The following is a 22,416-nucleotide window of genomic DNA, read 5'->3' as shown; positions in this document are numbered from 1 at the left end:
GAACGACGACGAAGGCGCGCCATGCCGAACCAGGCTCGTCTCGGTGGGACTCGCGTGAGGGGTGAACGTGGAGGCACGGAACAAGCGGAATCGCGATTTCGCCGAGACTCGAACTCCCGTGGGCGTCATCGGCGGACTCGTCGGCCTCGTCGCGGCGAGTGCGGCGGCGGCCACGCTCGTCGTGGTCGGGATCACACCGGCGATCGCGACCGTCGGCCTCGCGGCATCCGGAACCATCGGGATGTTCGAGAACCTCCCGAGTTACCTTCAGATCGGCGAGCTCTCCCAGAAGAGCGACATCTACGCGACGAGATCCGACGGAACGCCGGTGCTGCTCGCGTCGTTCTACGACCAGAATCGCGTCGAGGTCGGCTGGGACGCGGTCAGCCAGTACGTGAAGGATGCCGCGGTGGCGGGCGAGGATCCGCGGTACTACGACCACGGCGGCATCGACCTGCAGGGCACCGTGCGTGCCGCGGTGACGACCGCCACCGGCCGCGAGACCCAGGGCGGATCCTCGATCGCGCAGCAGTACGTGAAGAACGTGCGGGTACAGGAGTGCGAGCGCGAGGCGGGCGCGACCGCGCTCGACGGGCTGTCGGATGAGGAGTCGGCCGCGCTGACCCCCGACCAGCGCCATGCCTTGGTCGAGGAGGCGAAGCTCGCCTGCTACGACACGGCCACCGAGACCACCATCGACCGCAAGCTCAAGGAGATGCGCCTCGCGATCGGCGTGGAGAAGCGATACAGCAAAGACGAGATCCTGCTCGGCTACCTCAACATCGCAGGCTTCGGCGGCACGGTCTACGGCATCGAGGCGGCGGCCAACTACTACTTCTCGACCAGTGCGGCGGGCGTCACGCTCGCGCAGGCCGCGTCGCTCATGGCCATCGTCAACAACCCGGTGAAGTTCCAGCTCGACCGCCCCGACAGCGAGACGAACGGGGTGGCGAACGGATACGCGGAGAACACCAGGCGACGCGACTACATCCTCACGAAGATGCTCGAGCAGAAGAAGGTCACGCAGACCGAGTTCGACGAGGCGATCGCGACGCCGGTGCAGCCCGCGATCATGGAACCGAGCACAGGCTGCCAGACCGCGGCCGGCAGCGCCTACTTCTGCGACTACGTGAAGAACATCCTGCAGACCGACCCCATCTTCGGTGAGGACGCGCAGGAGCGTTTCCTGAATTTCCGCCGCGGCGGATACGACGTCTACACCACCCTCGACCTCGACCTGCAGAACGCCGCCGAGACCGCGATCGCGAACAACGTGCCCCAGGCGTATCCCGGATGGGACCTCGGCGCGGTGATGTCGAGCGTGCAGGTCGGCACCGGGCGCGTGCTCGCGATGGCGCAGAACAAGGTCTACAGCCAAGACCCGGCGGTGCTCGCGATCGGCCCGCAGTACACGAGCATCAACTACAACACCGACTACGCGCAGGGCGGATCGAGCGGATTCCAGCCGGGCTCCTCGTACAAGGTGTTCACGCTGGCGCAGTGGCTCAACGAGGGGCACGGCCTCGGCGAACGCGTCGATTCGCGTCCGAAGAGCAACTGGGGCGTCTTCCAGGACAGCTGCGAGGGTCCGCACTTCGCGGGCGGCTGGAACCCGAGAAACGATGCGAACGAGTCCGGCGCCAACTACAGCGCGCTGGAGTCGACGATCGGCTCGATCAACACGGGCTTCGTCGGCATGGCGAAGCGGCTCGACCTCTGCGGCATCCGCAAGACCGCCGAAGCGTTCGGGGTGCATCGCGCCGACGGCGATCCGCTCTTCCAGGGCCCGTCGGCGGTGATCGGCACCAACGAGGTCGCGCCGCTCAGCATGGCGGTCGCGTTCGCGGGGATCGCGAACAACGGGGTCACCTGCACCCCGATCGCAATCGACCGGATCGTGGGTCGCGACGGCGCCGAGATCCCGCCGCCGAAGACCACCTGCACGCAGTCGGTCTCTCCCGATGTCGCCGCCGCGATGCATTACGCGCTCGCGCGGGTGATGACGAGCGGCACGGCTCAGCAGTCATGGAACGGCACCGAGCCTCGCGTGCCGCTCATCGGCAAGACCGGCACGACGGATGGCGCGAAGGACACGTGGATGGTCGGGGCGAGCTCGAAGGTCGCCACGGCCGCGGCGGTCGTCAGCGTGAACGGGGAGGCGAACCAGCGCGGCATCTCCTTCGACAGCGGCCAGGCGGCGACGGCGCGGCACCGGATGTGGCCTGTGGTCATGTCGGTCGCTGCGGCCAAGTACGGCGGCGACCCGTTCACCGAGAGCCTCGGACCCAGCGGGCCCCCGAGTAATGCGCCCGATGGGGACTCAAGTGAGCCGACCGAGGTCGGTCCGCCTGAGGGCGATGCACCCGGTGACGGCGAGACGGATCTCGGCGGCGACGATGGTGACGTGCCCGGCGGGGGCGATGTGCCCGGCGGAGGCGACGTGCCGGGCGGCGGCGACGTGCCGGGCGGCGGCGATGTGCCGGACGGCGGCGTGCCGGGCGGCGGCGTGCCCGGTTGGCCGGACGGCTGGCCCGACATCGATGCTCCGGGGTGGCCGAACACCGGGTGAGCCGGTGCCGACCGCCGAGAACGAATCGGCGGGTCAGAAGTCGAGCGTGTCGCCCGGTTCGAGCGGGAGGTATTCTCCGCCGCCCTGTTCGGTCGCCCAGGCGAGGCGTGCGTTCGACAGTGCCTTGCCCGCCTGCGACAGCAGCATCTCGTGCGTCGGGAATGCCCGTCGCGGCGCTACCGCCATGACGTAGTCCATCGCCTCGCTGATCTTCATCCAGGGTGCGGCGGCGGGTGCGGCGAGCACGTCGACCGCGACATCCTGGGGCACGGCGAACGAGTCGCCCGCATAGTAGAGCGCGTCGTTCACGAGAACGCCCACGTTGTCGATGATCGGGATCGAGGGGTGGATCTGCGCGTGCTTCCCGCCGAAGAAGCGAAGCCGGAAGGTTCCCACGTCGATCTCGTCGCCCGCGGCGACGGCCTGCACCGCGAAGTCGGATGCCGCGGCGGCGACGCCCGCCGCACCGAAGATGCGCACGTCGGGGTTCGCCTCGACGATGCGGCGAAGCTGCTCGGGCGTCCAGTGGTCGTCGTGCTGATGGGTGACGACCACCGCGACCGCGCCCGACGACTCCGTGATCGGCGTCGTGAACTTGCCCGGATCGATGTAGAGCTTGTTCGCGGAGTCCTCGATGACGAGCGCGGCGTGCTCGAGCTTCGTGAGTCGCATGGTTCGAGCCAACACCGGTCGTCGGTCGGCGCGCAAGCCCGTCGCCTGCCAGAATCGCTCCATGGACCGTGCCCCCCGGCGCCTGCTCGTGGCCGTCAATCCGGCGGCCTCCTACGGCCGGCATCGTTCCGTCGGTCCCGCGGTCGCGGAGCGGCTCATCGCCGAGGGCTACGAGGTCTCGATGGTTCGCGAGGCGAACTTCGAACTGATCCGGCGGGAGGCCGAGTCGGCGTTCGCACAGGGCACCGACGGCCTCGTCGTCGTGGGCGGCGACGGCATGGCGTCGCTCGGGGTCAACCTGGTCGCCGCGACGGGGGTGCCGCTCGGCATCGTCGCGACCGGCACGGGCAACGACTTCGCGCGAAGCCTGGGCCTGCCGCTGGACGATCCTGTCGCGGCAACCGAAGCGCTGGTGACGGCACTCGTGCGACCGCCGCGCACGATCGACTCGGGGGTCGTCCGGCACGGCGGGCTCCGCACGTGGTTCGCATGCGTCGTCTCGACGGGGTTCGACGCGGTCGTGAACGAACGAGCGAACCGCATGACCCGCCCGCGTGGCCGGAGCCGGTACACGATGGCACTCGTGCGCGAGCTCGCGACGTTCCGCCCGCGCAGGTATGCCATCACCATCGACGGGGTGCGCCGCGAACAGCACGCGATGCTCGTCTCGGTCGCGAACGCCCCCTTCATCGGCGGCGGAATGAAGGTCGTGCCGCACGCCGACCTCGCCGACGGCCTCCTCGACGTGTTCATCGTGCATCCCGTCTCGCGTGCCGCACTGATCGCGGTGTTCCCGAAGGTGTTCGCAGGCGAGCACATCCACCATCCCGCCGTCGAGTTCGTGAGCGGCCGTCGCATCGTGATCGAGGCCGACGACATCGTGGCGTACGCCGACGGCGAGCGGATCGGCGCGCTCCCGATCGAGGTCGAGGTCGTCGCCGGGGCGCTCTCGGTCTTCGCCTGAGAGCGACGGATGCCTCGCCGGCCTCGATTTTGCGGCGGCCCGACGGCTGTGTCATACTCTTCAAGTTGTCGATTCGGCCCCATCGTTTAGCGGCCTAGGACACCGCCCTCTCACGGCGGCAGCGCGGGTTCAAATCCCGCTGGGGTCACGCAGTGACATCCGACAACCGACCGAATGCCCTCGCCATCGCGAGGGCATTCGGCGTTTCCGGGGTGGTTCGGCGTGCGGCATCCGTTGAAACCCATCGGCTAGACTCGTCGAGCGAAGGGGAGTATCCCGCGGGGCGCATGCCTCGGGCCACGATCGTCAATACGAGCGGCAGAGACGCCGCTCCGGGCGTGGCGGCGCGCAGCGCGCGGTCGGGAGAGACTTTCGGGTTCACCTGTCCCCCCACGCACCCGGAAGGCCCCACGTTGCTCGAACTCCCAGCCTGGTTCGAAATCGGATCACTCGTCGTCCTCACGCTCATCCTCGTCGCAGACCTCCTCCTCGTCCTCAAGCGGCCGCACGTCCCGTCGTTCCGGGAGTCGACCCTGTGGGTCGTGTTCTACGTCGTGCTCGCGCTGATCTTCGCGCTGCTCATGTTCGTGCTCGGCGACGCCGAGCACGCCGGCCAGTTCATCGCCGGATGGCTCACCGAGTACAGCCTGTCGATCGACAACCTCTTCGTGTTCGTCATCATCATGGCGCGCTTCGCGGTGCCGAAGAAGATGCAGCAGGAGGTGCTCATGGTGGGCATCATCCTCGCGCTGCTCTTCCGCGGGGTCTTCATCCTGCTCGGCGCGCAGCTCATCGAGAACTTCAGCTGGATCTTCTACATCTTCGGGGCCTGGCTCGTGTGGACGGCCTACCAGCAGGCGTTCGTCGAGCACGACGACGACCGTGAGAACCCGATCATCCGGCTGCTCCGCAAGCGCGTGCGCATCGCCGACGACTACGACGGCATCAAGCTGCGCACCACCGTCGACGGAACTCGCATGTTCTCGCCGGTGCTCATCGTGTTCGTCGCGATCGGCACCACCGACCTGCTGTTCGCGCTCGACTCGATCCCGGCGATCTTCGGCATCACGGAGAGCGCGTTCATCGTGTTCACCGCGAACATCTTCGCCCTCATGGGCCTCCGCCAGCTCTACTTCCTGCTCGGCGGACTCCTCGAGCGCCTCGAGTACCTCAAGTACGGCATCGCGTTCATCCTCGCGTTCATCGGCGTGAAGCTCGTGCTCCACGCGCTGCACGTGAACGAGCTGCCGTTCATCAACGGCGGCGAGCACGTCGACTGGGCGCCCGAGATCTCGACGTGGGTGTCGCTCGGCGTCATCGTGGCGGCGATGGCGGTGGCCACGATCGCGAGCATCGTCAAGGCTCGGGTCGACTCCCAGCGTCGCGGCACCAGGCTGCTCGACGAGGTGCCGCACTTCACGGAGGACGACCACCGCCCCGCCCGGTGAGCCCGGCGACATCCGGCGCTCCGTCTCCGCGTGGTCCGCACGTGCGAGCCCGAGTTGCTAGCGTGGGGAAGCGGCGCCTGGAGCGGGCGCCCGGGCGGTTGCCCGGCAACGTGCTGCAACGAGGAGAAACGTGTCGGCTGATGGCGAGGACATCGTCGCGCTCCCGCGCGGCTCGGCCGTGATCGCGCACAGCGCGCAGAGCGACGTCGGCCGGGTTCGCAGCGTGAACGAGGACTCGTTCCTCGCCGAGGCGCCCGTCTTCCTCGTCGCCGACGGCATGGGGGGCCACGCCCGTGGCGACGCGGCGAGCCGTACCGTCGTCGACACGTTCCGCCGTCACATCGAGGCGGGGCGACCGACCTCGCCCGAGCAGGTGCTCGACGCGATCCACAGTTCGAACGAGGCCGTGCGAGCCCTCAGCGACGAGGGGGAGGAGGGCACGGCGGTCGCGGGCACCACGCTCACGGGCGTCGCGCTCGTCGACGCCGGCCACGGCGACGGCCTCCACTGGATGGTCTTCAACATCGGCGACTCCCGGGTCTACTCCTGGGACGGGCGCACCCTCGACCAGCTGAGCGTCGACCATTCGGCCGTGCAGGAGCTCGTCGACGCCGGGCTCATCCGACCGGAGGAGGCCGAGCGGCATCCCGACCGCAACGTCATCACCCGTGCGATCGGCGCCGACGAGGTCGTCGACCCCGACGTGTGGCTGATCCCGGCTCTCGGCCGCCAGGTCTTCCTCATCTGCTCCGACGGACTCTCGAGGGAGGTCGACGACGAGCGCCTGGCGCATATCCTCGCCGGTGCGACGAGCCACGCGGCGGGCCTCGCGGGTGAACTCGTCGAGGCTGCACTCGACCACGGCGGCCGCGACAACGTGACGGTGGTCGTCGTCGAGTCGGATCTCGGCCAGAGGGAGGACGACGACGAGACGACTCGAGATCGGCCGGGCTCCTCCGGGTCCCCTGCGCCCGAAGACACCACACCGCGCGGCTCGGGAGGCGATCGTGGCGACCTACCTGCCTGATCAGGCGGCGGACTGGCTGGCGGCCGTGCGCGGCAGGGTGGTGCTCCTGGCGCCCGCGTCGGCCTCGGCCGAGCTCACCGCGCTCTGGCCGCGCCTCACCGACGGCGACCCCACCTCGCATGTGCTCGACCGGCTGACCGCCGGCGGGCTCGCGGCGACGCCGTCGTTCGCGCTCGTGGTGCGCGACATCGCGAACGGCTCCGTACGGGTCGTCGTGCGGGGCCCGCTGACGGTGCGCACCGCTGGCGAGGATGTCTCGGGCATGGGCGTGTCGACGTGGACCGAGCGCGTGCTGGAGACGACCTCGTTCGAGGTGACGGCCCGTTCCCCGGCGCCCGACTCGGCGCCCGACTCGGGGATTCCCGTCGTCGAGGCCGTCGTGCCGGCCCTCTCGGTGATGTCGCACGGGGTCGAGTCGATCGCACGTGAGAGCCCGGCCGTCCCGCCCGTGCCGCCCGTCCCGCCCGTCGCAGCAGCCGAGCAGACGATGGTGCCGGCAGAGGACACCGTCGCCGGGCCGCCGACCCCCGCACCGCCACTGCCCGCGATCGCGGAGGACGGGCGTCTCGAACACGGTGGCGATCACGACGGACTCACCGTCGCCAGCATCGATCTCAGGCGCCTCCGAGCCGAACGCGCCGCGCGCGTGACCGAGGAGACGCCCGGCCTCGGCCTGCCGAGCGTCGTCGTCGACGGGCGGCGGTCCGCGCCGGCGGCGGCGGCGAGCCTGCGAATGCCCGACGGTGCCCTCGAGCCGCTCGGGCCGGGCGTCATCCTCGGGCGCGCGCCGAGCGTCAGCCAGTTGTCGGGCGGGCGACTGCCCCGGCTCGTCACCATCGGCGCAGGCGATCCCGACATCTCCCGCAGCCACGTGCGCATCGGGGTCGAGGGCGACACGGTCGTCATCACCGATCTGCACTCCCGCAACGGCACGCACGTCGTGGCACCGGGCAAGCCGCCGGTGAAGCTCCGCGCCGGGGAGCCCGCCCCGGTGCTCGCCGGCACCGTCATCGACCTCGGCGGCGGCTGGACCGTCGAGGTGGTCGGCGACTGATGCGCCGCGCACCCTCGACGCCGCCCGACCTGCCCGGGTATACGCCGCTTCAGCTGCTCGGCTCCGGCGGCTTCGCCGACGTGTTCCTCTACGAACAGCGGCTGCCGCGCCGCAAGGTCGCCGTCAAGGTGCTGCTCGCCGAGGGGCTCGCTCGCGATACCCGGGCGCAGTTCGTCGCCGAGGCGAACCTCATGGCCCAGCTCTCAGCGCACCCGTTCATCGTCACGATCTTCCACGCCGACGTCTCGGGCGACGGTCGGCCCTACTTCGTCATGGAGTACTGTTCCGGTCCAAGCCTCGCCGAGCAGTACAAGCGCGAACGATTCGCCGTCGAGGATGCGCTGCGCACCGGCATCCGTCTCGCAGGGGCGGTCGCCACCGCGCACGCCGCCGGCATCCTGCATCGCGACATCAAGCCGGCGAACGTGCTCACGAACGCGTACGGATGGCCCGCGCTCACCGACTTCGGCATCTCATCGAACCTCGAGGGAGAGCTGCCGGTGCACACGGTGACCTCGCCCGATGACGGCTCGGCGACGTCGTCGGGGCAATCGGCGGTCGGCATGAGCGTGCCGTGGTCGCCGGCCGAGATGTTCGAGGACGACCCGAGGCCCGACCAGCGCAGCGACGTCTTCTCGCTCGCCGCGACGGTGCACACGCTGCTCGCGGGACGCACGCCGTTCGAGATCGCGGGACGGCCCAACGGATCGCTCGACCTGATCGGCCGCATCGAACGCGGCGCGATCACGCCGATCGACCGGCCCGACGTGCCGCGGACCCTCTCGTCGGTGCTCGCGAAGGGGCTGGCGACGCGGCGCGACGACCGCTACCCGACCGCGGTCGAGTTCGCCAGGGCGCTGCAGCGGGTCGAGCTCGAACTCGGCTACGCACCGACCTCGATCGAGGTGCCGAATCTCGCGATCGAGCGGTCGGGGTCCGATGACGACGGCGCGGATGCCACGCGCGCCCGCGCCGTGCGGTCCGTCGATGCACAGCCGATCGTGCCGACCGCGGCGCACGCCTCGGGTGGCGGCGATGCGACCCGGGCTCGGACGCCGCGCCTCATCGGCGCACAGTCGCCCGCCGCCGGGCTCGCGGGCGCGACGACCCCCGACGACGGCACGGTCATGCGGAACGCCGTACCGCGCTCCTCGACGGCGCACGACACGGTCGACGAGACCGTCGCCCGCCCACGGCGGGCCGCGGCATCCGACCCCGATGCCGAGGACGTGACGCACCGGCGTCCGCGTCGCGCCGACGTCGCAGGTGCGCACCCCGGCACCGACGACACGCGCACCCCCTCGCCGAAACGGTCGCGTCTCGGCGCGGTCGTCGGCATCGCCGCCGGGTTCGTCGTCGCTGGCGCCGTGGGGGTCGCGGTGGCACTCTCGGGCACGGTGCAGCAGGCTCAACCCGACACGACGGCCGCGCCCGTCGTCGAGGACGCGATCATCGAGGCGACCGTTCCCGTGCCGGTCGTCGCGCCGGGGACGCGTTCGGCCGACGGCACGACCGTCTCGTTCCCGGTGTCGCACGAGAACGCCGAGGACGGCGATCGGTACCGCTGGCAGCGCGCCGACGGCTCAGGTTCCGTCGAGGTGACGGATGCTCCGGTGATCCTGGTCTTCGACGCGCCGACCGACGGGCGCATCTGCGTCGACGTTCAGGTGCAGCGGGGGAGCAAGACCTCCGAGGCCGCGACGGGATGCACGTCGTGAGGCCGCTCCGCGTCGAGTTCTGCGGCGAGTGGTACACCGTCGACGGCGACCGGCCGTTCACGATCGGCCGCGAATCCGACCTGACGATCGACGACAACCCCTACCTGCATCGCACCTTCCTCACCCTCTCCTCGGAGTTCGGGCTGTGGTGGCTCTCGAACGTCGGGCAGTTGCTGTCGGCCACCGTCTCGGATGCGACCGGGAGTGTGCAGGCGTGGGTCGCTCCCGGCGCGAAGCTGCCGCTCGTCTTCCAGACCGTGCACGTCATGTTCAGCGCCGGATCGACCGCCTACGACTTCACGGTGCACGCCGAGGAGGACTTCTACAACACGTCGCTGACCGCGAGACCAGAGGACGGCGGCACGACGATCCTCCCGGTGACCCTCACGTCGAGCCAGCGGCTGCTCGTCGTCGCCCTGGCCGAACACGTGCTGTCGCAGCCCACCGCGGGCCGTGCGTCCGTTCCGACTTCGGCCGCGGCGGCCGCACGCCTCGGCTGGAGCATGACGACCTTCAATCGCAAGCTCGACAACGTCTGCGAGAAGCTCGACAAGCTCGGCGTCGACGGGCTGCGCGGCGGTCGCGGGAAGCTCGCCACCAACCGTCGCGCGCGGCTCGTGGAGTATGCGGTCGCGACGCGTCTGGTGAGTGTCGACGACCTCGCCCTGCTCGGGGAGACACGCTCCGACGACGTTCCGTCGAACGACTCCTGAGCCGTGCCGGATGGGCAGGGCTCCCCATTTGGGGGCCACTTCGGACCGTGTTACGTTGAGGCCCGTTCGCCGCGCGCCGGCATGTCGCGATCGACGCACCCGACCGACGAAATCCTGGGGAGATGAGAGTGGGCGCTTTCGCCGCATGGGTTCGTGCGCGCAAGACCGTCGCCTCGGGTGTCGCGCTCGCCGTGCTCGCCGGCGTGCCGCTGGGCTTCGCAGTCCTGCACCAGGGGTTCCCGGTGACAGATCCCGACCTGCGTGCGCGCGACGTCTGGGTGACGAATGCAGAGGAACTCCTCGCGGGGCGTCTGAACCGCCAGATCGAGGAGCTCGACGCCTCGGTCGCCACCGCGACGAACGAGATCGACGTCTTCCAGAACGGCGACGACGCCTTCCTCTTCGACCCGAGCATCGGCTCGATCGAACGCATCGACGCCGCGTTCACGACACTCGTCCAGCGTATCGACGTGCCACCGGCCTCGAGCGTGGCCCATGGCGGCGACGTGCTCGCCGTGCTCTCGCCGAAGGGCGAACTCTGGCGGGTCGCGGCGGGTGGCGAACTCGCCTTCGACTACCGCGGCACCGACCCCATCGCCGAGGTCGGCAGCGACGGTCGGGTCGCGGTGAGTCCCGACGGCACGATCTTCGCCACGTCACCCGGCGACGGCGAGCTCCTCGAGTTGCGCCGCGACGCCGACGAGCCCGAGCGGTCGGAGCTGCCCGAGCTCGGGCGGCATCAGCTCGCCGCGGTGGGCGAACGCGCCGTCGCGCTCGATCTCGACGCTGATGCCGTGATCGTCGAGGGTCGCTCGTTCGAGCTCCCCGAGCCGGCGCTGCGGATCCAGCAGTCGGGCGCTGCAGATGACGCGGTGCTGCTCGCCGGCGGCGCATCCCTGCTCGAGGTGTCGCTCGGCGACGGGGCGGTGCGCGAGATCCAGGGCGAAGCGGATGCCGCGGCCACGACGCCCGACGAGGTGGCCGCGCCGGTGCGGCTCGGCGCGTGCGTGCACGGAGCATGGGCGATCTCGTCGCGCTATGTCGTCGCCTGCGAGGGTGCTGAGCCCGAGTCGGCGGGCCTCGAACAGGCCACGGCCGGTTCGCGCCTCGAGTTCCGCGTGAACCGCGACGTGATCGTGCTGAACAACCTCTCGAACGGCAACTCCTGGCTCGTCGACTCCGACCTCCGCCTCGTCGACAACTGGGACGAGGTCACGCCGCCAGAGGAGAGCGAGGAGCTCGAGGGCGACGAGAAGAGCGCCCAGCAGACCTTCGAGGACACGCTCGCCGAGCGCACCGACGTGAACCGTCCGCCCGTGGCACGAGACGACGACTACGGTGTACGCCCGGGCCGGGCGACGATCCTCGAGGTGCTCGAGAACGACACCGACCCCGACGGCGACGTGCTCACGGTCGCCGCGACCGGCGACGTGTCCGAGTCCGTGGGCAGGCTCGAGCTCATCGACGGCGGGCGCGCGCTGCAGTTCACCTCGAACGAGGGAGCTGCCGGCACCGCGTCGTTCCGCTACACGGTCGACGACGGCCGCGGCGGCGTGGCCGAGGCATCCGTCGACGTGCGGGTCGTGCCCGAATCGGAGAACGCGGCGCCGGCGTCGATTCGATCGGGGGCCATCAGCGTCGAACAGGGCCAGCAGCTCTCGTACAACGTGCTGGGCGACTGGAACGACCCCGACGGCGACGACCTGTACCTCGTCAACGCGTCGCCCACCGGGGGAGACGCCGTGCGTGCGAGCCCCGACGGGTATCTCACGTTCGAGCACCGGTCCGCGGAGCTCGGGCAGAAGGAGGTGCAGTTCACCGTCTCCGACGGCGTCGCCACCGCTGCGGGCACCCTGACCGTCGACGTGAAGCCCGCGGGCTCGCTGAATCCGGTAGGCACGCCCGACTTCGCTCGCGTCTTCACGGGCGAGACCGCACTCATCGAGCCGCTGGCGAACGACCTGTCGCCGTCGGGGGCGCCGCTGCAGCTGCTCGGCGTCGCCGAACAGCCCGCCGCGGCCTCGGTCACGCCGAACATCGAGCGCGGCACGATCTCGTTCACCAGCAACGAGCCGGGCGAGTACATCTTCCGCTACGACGTCGCCGCCGGCACCGCAGTGAGCGTCGGCCTCGTCCGCGTGCAGGTGGTGGAGGCCCCCGCCGACGCCGGTGCGCCCATCGCCGTGAAGGACACCGCCTACCTGCGGGCCGGGGAGCCGCTCTCGATCCCGGTACTGGCCAACGACGTCTCACCGTCGGGCCGCGTGCTCGCGGTGCAGTCGGTCGACGATGCGGCCGGCGAGGGACTCGTGTCGGTGGAGATCATCACCAACACGGTGCTCCGCGTGACGGCCTCCGCCGCGGTCGACCGTCAGCTGCAGTTCGCCTACACCGTCTCCGACGGGGTGAACAGTTCGACGGCGACGGTGATCGTCGTGCCGGTGCCGCCGCTCGTGAAGCACCAGCCCCCGGTGGCCCTCGATGACGGCACGAACGTGCGCGCAGGCGACATCGTGACGGTGCCGGTGCTCGACAACGACTACCACCCCGATGCCGCGGACCTGCACGTGCTGCCCGAACTGGCCGAGGTCGAGGCACCCGAGGGCGTCGCGTTCGTCGACGGCGACACCGTGCGCTTCCAGGCGCCCGAACAGCCCGGCGTCTACTCGGCGGTGTACACGATCGGCGACGACTTCGAGCAGACGGCCCGCGCGACGGTGCGGTTCACCGTCATCGCGAAGGACGCGGGCGAGAACCGTGCGCCGCTGCCCACGCCGCTCACCTCGCGCACCTTCGCCGGATCCGCTGTGCGGATCGACGTGCCGCTCGACCAGCTCGACCCCGACGGCGACTCGGTGTTCCTCACCGGCGGAACGTCGACGCCCGAGCTCGGCCGGATCATCGACCGCACGAGCACGTCGTTCACGTACGAGGCCTTCGCCGGGTCCGCGGGCACCGACACGTTCACGTACGAGCTGCGCGACGCGCTCGGCGCGAGCGCGACCGGCACGATCCGGATCGGCGTCATCCCGAGGGCGGCCACGCAGCTGCCGCCCACGGCGGTCGACGACGCCGTCGAGATGAAGCCCGGACGCACGGCGTCCGTCGAGGTGCTCCTCAACGACTCCGATCCGAGCGGCTACCACCTGCGCGTGACCGACCTCCCCGAGGTCGACGACGGCATCGAGGCCGAGATCCGCGACCGGCGGCGCATCGTGGTGACCGCGCCCGACCAGGAGGCCGCATACACCGTGCGCTACGAGATCTCCAATGGGCACGGCGGAACCGACACGGCGTTCCTGCAGGTGGCGGTCACCGAGGACGCGGTGATCCCGCCGCCCACCGCGGAGGACCAGGTGATCGAACCGCGGGAGGTCGTCGACGGCGAGCCCGTGACGGTGCATCCGCTCACCGACGCGACGAACCCGGGCGGACTCGTCGAAGACCTCGTCGTCTCGGTGGACGGCCCGAACGCGTCGCGCGCCGAGGTGACCTCCGCCGGCAGCATCGTCGTGACGCCGGGGCGGGAACGGTACGCGGTGGCGTATCGGCTCACGAACGAACTCGACGACCTGTCGGCGATGGCCTTCGTGATCGTTCCGCCGGTGGAGGCCGGCGACGACACCGTCGAGGAGACCCAGCGGCCCAAGACGCCCGAGGAGCTCGCGGCGGAGGAGAAGGCCAAGTTCCCCGCGCCGTACCTCGCCGACCTCGCCGAGATCATCGTGCCCGTGAACGGGCGCATCGAGTGGGGCGTCGACCAGCTCGTCGTCGTCCCCTCGGGCAAGCCCGCGCGCATCCTGTCGGCGTCGGCGACCGAGTCGGACGAATCGTCGTTCGTCGACGCGACGACGTTGCGGTACGTGCCGGCCCGCGACTACCGCGGTCCCGCCTCGGTCACATTCGAGGTCACCGACGGCAGAGGTGCCGACGACCCCGTCGGGAGGACGGCCGTGCTCACCATCCCGATCACGGTCGGCGACCCGGACTTCAACGACGCCCCGCCCGCCTTCACCCCGCGCAGTGAGACGATCGAGGCCGGCGAGGCGCCGCTCGACCTCGACCTGCGCTCCTCGACCGATCATCCGAACCCCGACAACATCGCACGGGTGTCGTACTCCGGTCTGTCGGGCGCCACCGCCGACGTGGACGCCGCCATCGTCGACGGCGCGACCCTGCGCGTCTCGGCGCCGCTCGGAGTGCAGCCCGGCACGAGCGTGCGGCTCACGTTCGACGTCGCCTTCAACGAGTTCACGGTGCCCGGGTACGTCGACGTGAAGGTCGTGTCGTCGACCCGTGCGCTCCCGAAGGCGAACGACGACGGGCCGGTGAAGCTCGAACGCGGCCAGAGCACCACGCAGTCCGTGCTGGCGAACGACTTCAACCCGTTCGCCCCCGACACGCCCCTCCGCGTCGTCGACGCCACGCTCGACCAGGCCAGCGTCTCATCGAACGCGACCGTGAGCTTCACCGCCTCGGACGTGACCGTGCGGGCGGCGGCCGGCTTCACCGGCACGGTGAGCGTGATCTACCGCATCCAGGACGGAACGCGCGATCCGGCCCGTGAGACGCAGGGCCGCCTGCTCGTCGACGTGTGGGACCAGCCCGAGCGGCCCAATCCGCCCGCGATCGTGAACTCGGGCGACGGCAGCGCGACCATCCGGTGGACCGCGCCGGCCGCCAACGAGTCCGCGATCGACCAGTACGAGGTGAGCTACGGCAGCACCTCCGCACCCTTCGGCGCTGCCGCCGCGGGCGTGAACCAGCGCATCACCGGCCTGAACAACGGCACGGCGTACACGTTCAAGGTGCGCGCGCACAACGCCGTCGGCTGGGGCGAGTGGTCGTACGCGTCGGCATCGGTGACCCCGTACGGCACGCCGACGCCGCCGCGGAACCTCCGCGCATCCCCGGCCGGCGACGCGCCCGCCCGCGTCGACGTCGACTGGGCGGCGCCCGACGACACCGGCGGCGGCTCGGTGACCTATCGCGCCCGTATCGACGGCGGCGGGTGGAAGTCCGTGAGCGGCAGCTCGACGTCGTTCGCCGGGGTCGGCGCCGGCACGCACGACATCGACGTCGTCGCCAGGAATGCCGCGGGCAACGAGAGCAGCGCGGCGAGCGTTCGCTTCAACGTCGACGCCCCGCGGCCGGTCGTGCGCCTCTCGAAGGGCCAGAGCGCGGCCGGGCAGCCGGGCTGCAGCAGCGGCTACTGCTGGTACCTCGACGTGGACGTGCAGAACCTGCCGCGCGGCACGCACAACCTCACGACCTACTGCAACGGCGGCCAACTCGGGTCCTCGCAGATCACCGTCGGTGCGAACGGAAGCGGATCGTTCCGCGGCTCGTACAGCGAGGGCGGCTTCTGCGGATACCCGAACGTCTGGGTGCGCATCCACGCCCCCGGCGGACCGTACGACAGTCCCGTGCAGAACTGGTCCCGATGACGACAGGAGAGACAGACGACATGACCGTGACCCAGGAACAGGCCCTCTGGTTCCAGGACGCCTTCTCGAAACTCGTCGACAACGTCGACCGGGCCATCCTCGGCAAGCGCCACGTGATCGAGCTGGTGATCACCGCCATGCTCTCCGACGGCCACGTGCTGCTCGAGGACTTCCCGGGCACCGGCAAGACCGTGCTCGCGAAGGCGCTCGCGAACACCCTCGACGGCACGCACTCGCGCATCCAGTTCACCCCCGACCTGCTGCCGTCCGACGTCACGGGCGTGACCATCTACGACCAGGGCAAGGGCCGGTTCGAGTTCCACCGCGGTCCGATCTTCGCGTCGATCGTGCTGGCCGACGAGATCAACCGGGCGAGCCCGAAGACCCAGTCCTCGCTGCTCGAGGTCATGGAGGAGGGTCGCGTCACGGTCGACGGCGTGGGCTACGACGTCGGCAGCCCGTTCATGGTCATCGCGACGCAGAACCCCGTCGAGCAGGCGGGCACCTACACCCTCCCCGAGGCCCAGCTCGACCGGTTCCTCATCAAGACGTCGCTCGGATACCCCGACCACGACACCGCCGTGACCCTGCTCCTCGACTCCGCCAACCGTGCGCGGGCCTCGCGGGTCTCGCCGATCATCGCCGCGAGCTCGGTCACGACGATGGCGCAGCTCGCCTCCGAGGTGCACGTGGATGCCGCGGTGCTGTCGTACCTCAACGAGATCGTCTCGGCGACCCGCGACCATCGCGACTCCGCGCTCGGCGTGAGCATGCGGGGGGCGCTCGCGCTCGCACGCATCTCGAAGACCTGGGCGATCGCGAACGGACGCACCTACGTGACACCCGACGACGTGCGCGAACTCGCGGTGCCGGTGCTCGCGCACCGCATCATCGTCGACCCCGAGTCGGAGTTCTCGGGCGTCACCGCCGAGGACATCGTGTCGCGCACGCTCGTCGACGTGGCGCCGCCGGCGTACCGGGCGGCATGACGGCCGGGACCGGCGCGCCGACCACCCCGCCGCCCCCGTCGCAGGCGCGCATCGCGCTTCGCTCCGTCGCACGGTCGGTCGCGGCATCCGCTCGCTCGACCGGCGGACGGGTGCGCGCGAGCGTCGCCCGCGCCGCAGCCGTCGCCGCGCCGGTCACCGGCGTCGTGTCGCGGACCGGGTGGCTCGTGCTGGCGGGCGCGGCGATCTCGCTCGGGCTCGCCTGGGCCTTGAGCTGGGTCGAGTTCGCGTTCCTCGGCGCGACGCTGCTCGCGGCCGTGGCCGTGTCGATCCCGTTCGTGTTCGGACGCATGCGGTACCGCGTCGGCATCGAGCTGCAGCCGACACGCGTGGTCGCCGGCGAGCGCGCGCTCGGGCGCCTGGTGATCGAGAACGTGGGCGATGGGGCATCCGTGCCCTCCCGCCTCGAGCTGCCGGTCGGCGGCGGGCTGGCGGAGTTCGTGGTCCCCGCGATCGCGCCGGCGGCCGGGCACGAGGAGCTCTTCGCGGTGCCGACGAACCGGCGCGCCGTCATCGTCGCCGGGCCCGCGGCATCCGTTCGCGGCGACCAGCTCGGCCTGCTGCGGCGTGAGGTGCGCTGGACCGAGCCCGTCGAGCTCTTCGTGCACCCCGCGACCGCACGGCTCCGGCCGTCAGCCGCGGGACTCGTGCGCGACCTCGAGGGAGAGGTCACGAAGACCATCACCGACCACGACATCTCCTTCCACGCGCTGCGGGCCTACGAGCCCGGCGACGCCCTGCGGAACGTGCACTGGCGCACCTCGGCCCGCACGGGCCGGCTGATGGTGCGGCAGTACGAGGAGACGCGTCGCTCGCAGCTGCTGCTCGTGCAGGCCACGCGACAGGGCGACTACGCGTCCGGCGACGAGTTCGAGCTCGGCGTCTCGGTGTTCGCGTCGCTCGGCGTGCAGGTCATCGGCGATGCGACGAGACTCGCAGCCGCCACCGACCGGCTCCGCCTGCGAACCGCCACGCCGACGTCGCTCCTCGACGACACGAGCCGCATCGAACCCGCAGACGGCAGCACCGTCTCGATCCGAGACCTCGTGCGCGCGGCAGCGCGACGGGCGCCCGCGCCGAGCGTGGTGATCGTCGTGGGCGGGTCGCTCGTGCCCGTCGCGGAGTTCCGGGCCGTCGAGACCGTGCTCGGCGCCGACACGCAGGTCATCGCCTTCCGCGCCGAGCACGGCGCCGCATCGCGCATCGCACGGGTGGGCGACTCGACGATCGTCACCGTCGGCGCACTCGATGAGCTGCCGCGGCTCGTGCGGCGGGTGCGCCCATGATCCGCCTGCCTCGCTCCGCCTGGAGCGACCTCGCCGTGCTCTCGCTGCTCTCGCTGCTCGGGATCGCCGGGTTCGAGACGGCCTTCGGCGACCTGGACTTCCTCGCCGCCGCCATCGCCGGGATCGCCGTCGGCACGGCCGCCGCGCTCGCGGGAACCGTCTGGCGGCTCGGTGTGCTCACGACCGTGCTCCTCGCGTTCGCCGCGTACTTCCTGCTCGGGTCGCCGTTCACGATGCCGGATGCCGCGCTGCTGGGGTTCCTCCCGAGCGTCGCCACGCTCTCGGGGCTGGCGCTCGGCGCGGTGCACGGCTGGGCGGACGTCGTCACGATCGGCGCTCCGGTCGAGGCGCCCTACTACGTGGCGGCCGTGCCGTACTTCGCCGCGTGGCTGGTGTCGCTCGTCGTCGCGATGCTGGTGCTGCGCTGGCTCCCGGGCAGGCGCACGCCCGCGCGTTCGGCCGTCGTGCTGGCCGGGCCGGTGCTGCTGTTCCTGTCGGGCATCCTGCTCGGCACCGGCGAGGCGTTCTTCGCCGGAGTCCGCGGCGTCGCGTTCGCCGCGATCGCGCTCGTCTGGCTCGCGTGGCGGCGGGGCGCCGCGGTCGAGGCCACGGGGGAGGGCGCACGGCGCCTGCGCCGGCGCAAGCTCGCCGGGTCGGCGGCGGTCGTCGCCGGGGCGGTCGTGGTCGGCGCGGTGGCGGGACTCGCGCTCGCGCCCGCGGCATCCGAGCGATTCGTGCTCCGTGACCGGATCGTGCCGCCGTTCGACCCGCTCCAATTCGCGAGTCCGCTCGCCGGATTCCGCAACTACACCAAGGACCTCGCCGAGGAACCGCTGTTCCGGGTGTCAGGGCTGGAGCCGGGCGACGTCGTCCGGCTCGCCACGATGGACTCGTACACCGGCCGGCTGTGGAACGTCGCCGGACCAGGGGATGCCGCCGACGGCGGCTACACCATCGTCGGCTCGACCCTTCCGGCGCCCGAGCTCGCGAGCCTCGGCGGCTCGCGGGAGATCGAGGTCGCCGTCGTGGCCTACGACGACGTGTGGCTGCCGACGGTGGGGTACGGTTCGAGGCTCGAGCTGCTCGACGAGGGCACCTCGGATCGCAGGGGCGACCTGCGCTACGACGCCGACGCCGGCACGGGGGTGCTCACCAGCGGCGCCGCCGAGGGTGCACGGTATCGGCTCGAGTCGCGCATCCAGCGCGTCCCCGACGACGACGACCTCGTCGACACGCCGGTTGCACGACTCGACGCGCCCGAGGTGGAGAACCTCCCCGACGTCGTCGCAGCCAAGGCCGAGGAGTACGCCGGCGACGCGACGAGTCCGATCGAGCAGCTCCGCGCCATCGAGCGTGCGCTGAAGACCTCCGGATTCCTCAGCCACGGCCTCGCGAGCGACCTCGTGCCGTCGCGGGCCGGTCACGGCGCCGACCGGCTCATCGAGTTGTTCACGCGCTCGCAGATGGTCGGCGACGAGGAGCAGTACGCGGCCGCGATGGCGCTCATGGCGCGTCATCTCGGATACCCCGCGCGGGTGGTCATGGGATTCGCACCCGACGTGCCCGAGGACGCCGCCGACGCCGCCGACGCCGCCGACCCCGACGAGGTCGAGGTGATCGGTTCGGATGTCACCGCCTGGGTCGAGGTGCCGTTCGAGGGCGTCGGCTGGATCCCGTTCCGCCCCACGCCCGACCAGGTCGACGTCCCGCAGGAGCAGACGCCGAAGCCGAAGTCGGAGCCGCAGCCGCAGGTGCGGCAGCCGCCGCGCGCCGAGCACGTGGAGGACGACCTGCTGACGACGGTCGAGATCGACGACACCGACGAGGAGGACCGGGATCGCCCGTTCGAGGTCCCGGGCTGGGTCTGGGTCACGCTCGCCTCCGTGGGCGTCCCCGCCGCGGTCGCCCTGCTGCCGGTGCTCGTCATCGCGCTGCTGAAGCGCCGCCGGCGCGAGCGGCGCCGGAGCGGGCCGAACGAGCGGCAGGCGGCCGGAGCCTGGGAGGAGCTGGTCGACCGCTACGCCGAGCTCGGCCTCGACCCGCCCGAGAGAGCGTCGCGGCTCCAGTCCGCGCGGTCGCTCGAGCGCCAGCTCGCCGAGCAGGGGCTGCCGGTGCCGGGCGGCGAGGGCGATGGCGTGCGCCTCGCGACGCTCGCGGCCACGATCGATCGCGACGTCTTCGGCGGAGCGGATGTGAGCGGCGAAGCCGTCGCCCGTCGCTGGACCGAAGCGGATGCCGCGGCGGCGGCCGTCTCGCTGGCCGCGGGCCGGCTCCGTCGGTTCGTCGCACGATACCGGTTCCGGCGCGGGCGCTGACGGACGGCCGCCGGTCCAGGCGCCGCCCTCGTTAGAGTGATGGGGTGGCCGAGCCGGACTTCATCGTCCCGCCGCCCGGGCTGATCCCGGCGGCGCCGCCCGCCGACGCCCCCGTCCGCAGGCCACCGGATGCGCCGCCGCGCATCCTTCCGGCGATCGCCGCGCCGCCCGGGGTTGCGCCGCCGCCCGGGATCGCGTCGCCGCCCGTCCGCGTGGAGGCGCCGGCAACGGTCGTCGGGCCGGGCGTCTGGCGCATCCGCGGTACGGGCATCGACGTACTGCTCGGCCGGCCCGTGGTCCTCGGACGCGACCCGTCGGTGGACCCCGCACGACCGGCCGACCCACTCGCGGTGACGGATCCGGCGCGATCCGTCTCGAAGACGCACGCGCGCATCGAGGTCGTCGACGACCTCGTCGTGGTCACCGACCTCCACTCCACGAACGGCACCAGGGTCCAGCGCGCCGACGGCGAATCCCGCGAGCTTCACCCCGGTCGCGGCACCCCCGTGCCGTGCGCAGCCACCCTGCTCCTCGGCGAGTACCCGGTGCGGCTGGACCGGGTGCCTGCCGACACGGTGTAATCTGGATGGGTGCGCGCTCCACGACTCCTCCTTCTTCCATGCCGCGGCGGGGCCTCGTTCTAGGCCGATCCCGTCGCGGAGTCCGTCGTCGGTCGACCACTGATTCTGAGGAAGCGAACGCATGATCCACACGAGCACGTCGGAAGCGCCACCCCGCACCCTGGCCGAGAAGGTCTGGGATGCACATCTGGTGAAGAAGGGCGACGAAGGCACCCCCGACCTCATCTACATCGACCTCCACCTCGTGCACGAGGTCACCAGCCCGCAGGCGTTCGACGGCCTCCGCATGGCCGGGCGCCCGGTGCGCAGGCCCGATCTCACGATCGCGACCGAAGACCACAACACCCCGACGCTCGCGATCGACCGGCCGATCGCCGACCCGACCAGCCGCACCCAGATCGAGACGCTTCGCCGGAACGCTGCGGAGTTCGGCATCCGCCTGCACTCCCTCGGCGACAAGGAGCAGGGCATCGTGCACGTCGTGGGGCCGCAGCTGGGCCTGACCCAGCCCGGCATCACCGTGGTCTGCGGGGACTCGCACACCTCCACGCACGGCGCGTTCGGCGCGATGGCGTTCGGCATCGGCACCAGCGAGGTCGAGCACGTGCTCGCCACGCAGACCCTGCCGCTGAAGCCGTTCAAGACGATGGCGATCAACGTCGAGGGCACCCTCCGGCCCGGCGTCACCGCGAAAGACGTCATCCTCGCCGTCATCGCGAAGATCGGCACCGGCGGCGGGCAGGGGTACGTGCTCGAATACCGGGGCAGCGCCATCCGGGCCCTCTCGATGGACGGGCGCATGACGATCTGCAACATGTCGATCGAGGCCGGTGCCCGGGCCGGCATGGTGGCACCGGATGCCACGACCTACGAGTACCTCCGGGGCCGTGCCCATGCGCCCGAAGGCGCCGACTGGGACGCGGCCGTGGAGTACTGGCAGACCCTCGCGACCGACGCCGACGCCGAGTTCGACGCCGAGGTGTTCATCGACGCCGACGCCCTCGAGCCCTTCGTCACGTGGGGCACCAACCCGGGGCAGGGCGTCTCGCTCTCCGAGCGCGTGCCCGACCCCGCCTCGATCGACGATCAGCACGAGCGCGCCGCCGCCGAGCGGGCGCTCGAGTACATGGCGCTCGAGCCCGGCACGCCGCTGAAGGACATCCGGGTCGACGCGGTCTTCATGGGGTCGTGCACGAACAGCCGCATCGAAGACCTCCGCGCCTTCGCCTCGGTCATCAAGGGCAAGCAGAAGGCCGACGGAGTGCGCGTCATGGTGGTGCCGGGCTCGGCGCGGGTGCGACTCGAGGCCGAGGCCGAGGGGCTCGACAGGGTGTTCGAGGAGTTCGGCGCCGAGTGGCGCTTCGCGGGCTGCTCGATGTGCCTCGGCATGAACCCCGACCAGCTGGCACCCGGCGAACGGTGCGCGTCCACGTCGAACCGCAACTTCGAGGGGCGCCAGGGCAAGGGCGGTCGCACGCACCTCGTCTCACCGCTCGTCGCGGCGGCGACCGCGATCCGCGGCACGCTGTCGAGCCCCTGGGACCTCGAACAGCCGCTCCCTGAGCCTGTCGAAGGGAGCGTCGCTTCGGCGAGCTCAGCGAGCGAGGAGAACTGA

Annotated in this window: 14 protein-coding genes and 1 tRNA gene; 14 read left to right on the top strand and 1 reads right to left on the bottom strand. The window is 71.2% G+C overall.

Annotated elements, in window-relative coordinates; translation table 11 throughout:
* The first annotated feature begins 67 nt into the window (after window positions 1-67).
* Window positions 68-2,569 carry a transglycosylase domain-containing protein gene (locus ACFWN7_RS02405; RefSeq protein ID WP_376937078.1) on the top strand — a complete coding sequence of 834 codons (2,502 nt, stop codon included), beginning with the start codon at window positions 68-70 and terminating at the stop codon, window positions 2,567-2,569.
* A 33-nt stretch (window positions 2,570-2,602) separates the two neighbouring features.
* Here the strand turns inward: ACFWN7_RS02405 and ACFWN7_RS02400 are convergent, their stop codons facing one another.
* Entirely contained in the window at window positions 2,603-3,241 is a 639-nt protein-coding gene (locus ACFWN7_RS02400; RefSeq protein ID WP_376937076.1) for an MBL fold metallo-hydrolase, read from the bottom strand.
* A gap of 61 nt (window positions 3,242-3,302) precedes the next feature.
* Here ACFWN7_RS02400 and ACFWN7_RS02395 point away from each other — a divergent pair, with 61 nt between their 5' ends.
* The 13 genes from ACFWN7_RS02395 (at window position 3,303) to leuC (ending at window position 22,416) form a co-directional block, all read left to right on the top strand.
* Window positions 3,303-4,205: a diacylglycerol/lipid kinase family protein gene (locus ACFWN7_RS02395; protein WP_376937075.1), complete on the top strand. Its 903-nt coding sequence runs from the start codon at window positions 3,303-3,305 to the stop codon at window positions 4,203-4,205.
* A 75-nt stretch (window positions 4,206-4,280) separates the two neighbouring features.
* Window positions 4,281-4,353 (top strand) — tRNA-Glu (locus tag ACFWN7_RS02390).
* Window positions 4,354-4,618: 265 nt separating this feature from the next.
* The gene (locus tag ACFWN7_RS02385; protein ID WP_376937073.1) at window positions 4,619-5,653 is read left to right on the top strand and encodes a TerC family protein; all 1,035 of its coding nucleotides are present in this window, start codon (window positions 4,619-4,621) and stop codon (window positions 5,651-5,653) included.
* Window positions 5,654-5,783: 130 nt separating this feature from the next.
* Window positions 5,784-6,680 carry a PP2C family protein-serine/threonine phosphatase gene (locus tag ACFWN7_RS02380; protein WP_376937071.1) on the top strand — a complete coding sequence of 299 codons (897 nt, stop codon included), beginning with the start codon at window positions 5,784-5,786 and terminating at the stop codon, window positions 6,678-6,680.
* Window positions 6,661-7,734, top strand: a complete 1,074-nt coding sequence (locus tag ACFWN7_RS02375; protein WP_376937070.1) for an FHA domain-containing protein — start codon at window positions 6,661-6,663, stop codon at window positions 7,732-7,734. Before ACFWN7_RS02380 ends, ACFWN7_RS02375 begins: the two co-directional genes overlap by 20 nt.
* Window positions 7,734-9,452, top strand: coding sequence for a serine/threonine-protein kinase (locus ACFWN7_RS02370; RefSeq protein ID WP_376937069.1), 1,719 nt, complete (start codon window positions 7,734-7,736; stop codon window positions 9,450-9,452). Before ACFWN7_RS02375 ends, ACFWN7_RS02370 begins: the two co-directional genes overlap by 1 nt.
* A complete protein-coding gene (locus tag ACFWN7_RS02365) occupies window positions 9,440-10,165 on the top strand; it encodes a hypothetical protein (protein WP_376937067.1) in 726 nt (241 codons plus the stop codon). Before ACFWN7_RS02370 ends, ACFWN7_RS02365 begins: the two co-directional genes overlap by 13 nt.
* 122 nt (window positions 10,166-10,287) lie before the next feature.
* The gene (locus ACFWN7_RS02360) at window positions 10,288-15,612 is read left to right on the top strand and encodes an Ig-like domain-containing protein (RefSeq protein ID WP_376937066.1); all 5,325 of its coding nucleotides are present in this window, start codon (window positions 10,288-10,290) and stop codon (window positions 15,610-15,612) included.
* Between the two features lie 20 nt (window positions 15,613-15,632).
* On the top strand, window positions 15,633-16,601 hold the full coding sequence (locus tag ACFWN7_RS02355; protein WP_376937065.1) for an AAA family ATPase: 969 nt from the start codon (window positions 15,633-15,635) through the stop codon (window positions 16,599-16,601).
* Window positions 16,598-17,905, top strand: coding sequence for a DUF58 domain-containing protein (locus ACFWN7_RS02350; RefSeq protein ID WP_376937064.1), 1,308 nt, complete (start codon window positions 16,598-16,600; stop codon window positions 17,903-17,905). Before ACFWN7_RS02355 ends, ACFWN7_RS02350 begins: the two co-directional genes overlap by 4 nt.
* Window positions 17,902-20,220, top strand: coding sequence for a transglutaminase family protein (locus ACFWN7_RS02345; RefSeq protein ID WP_376937063.1), 2,319 nt, complete (start codon window positions 17,902-17,904; stop codon window positions 20,218-20,220). Before ACFWN7_RS02350 ends, ACFWN7_RS02345 begins: the two co-directional genes overlap by 4 nt.
* 44 nt (window positions 20,221-20,264) lie before the next feature.
* A complete protein-coding gene (locus ACFWN7_RS02340) occupies window positions 20,265-20,801 on the top strand; it encodes an FHA domain-containing protein (RefSeq protein ID WP_376937062.1) in 537 nt (178 codons plus the stop codon).
* 121 nt (window positions 20,802-20,922) lie between these two features.
* Entirely contained in the window at window positions 20,923-22,416 is a 1,494-nt protein-coding gene (gene leuC / locus ACFWN7_RS02335) for a 3-isopropylmalate dehydratase large subunit (protein WP_376937061.1), read from the top strand.

It is taken from the genome of Agromyces sp. NPDC058484, from assembly GCF_042720415.1.
GTDB lineage: Bacteria > Actinomycetota > Actinomycetes > Actinomycetales > Microbacteriaceae > Agromyces.
The sequence above is the reverse complement of the archived record's forward strand: the minus strand, read 5'-3'. Positions and strand labels throughout refer to the sequence as shown.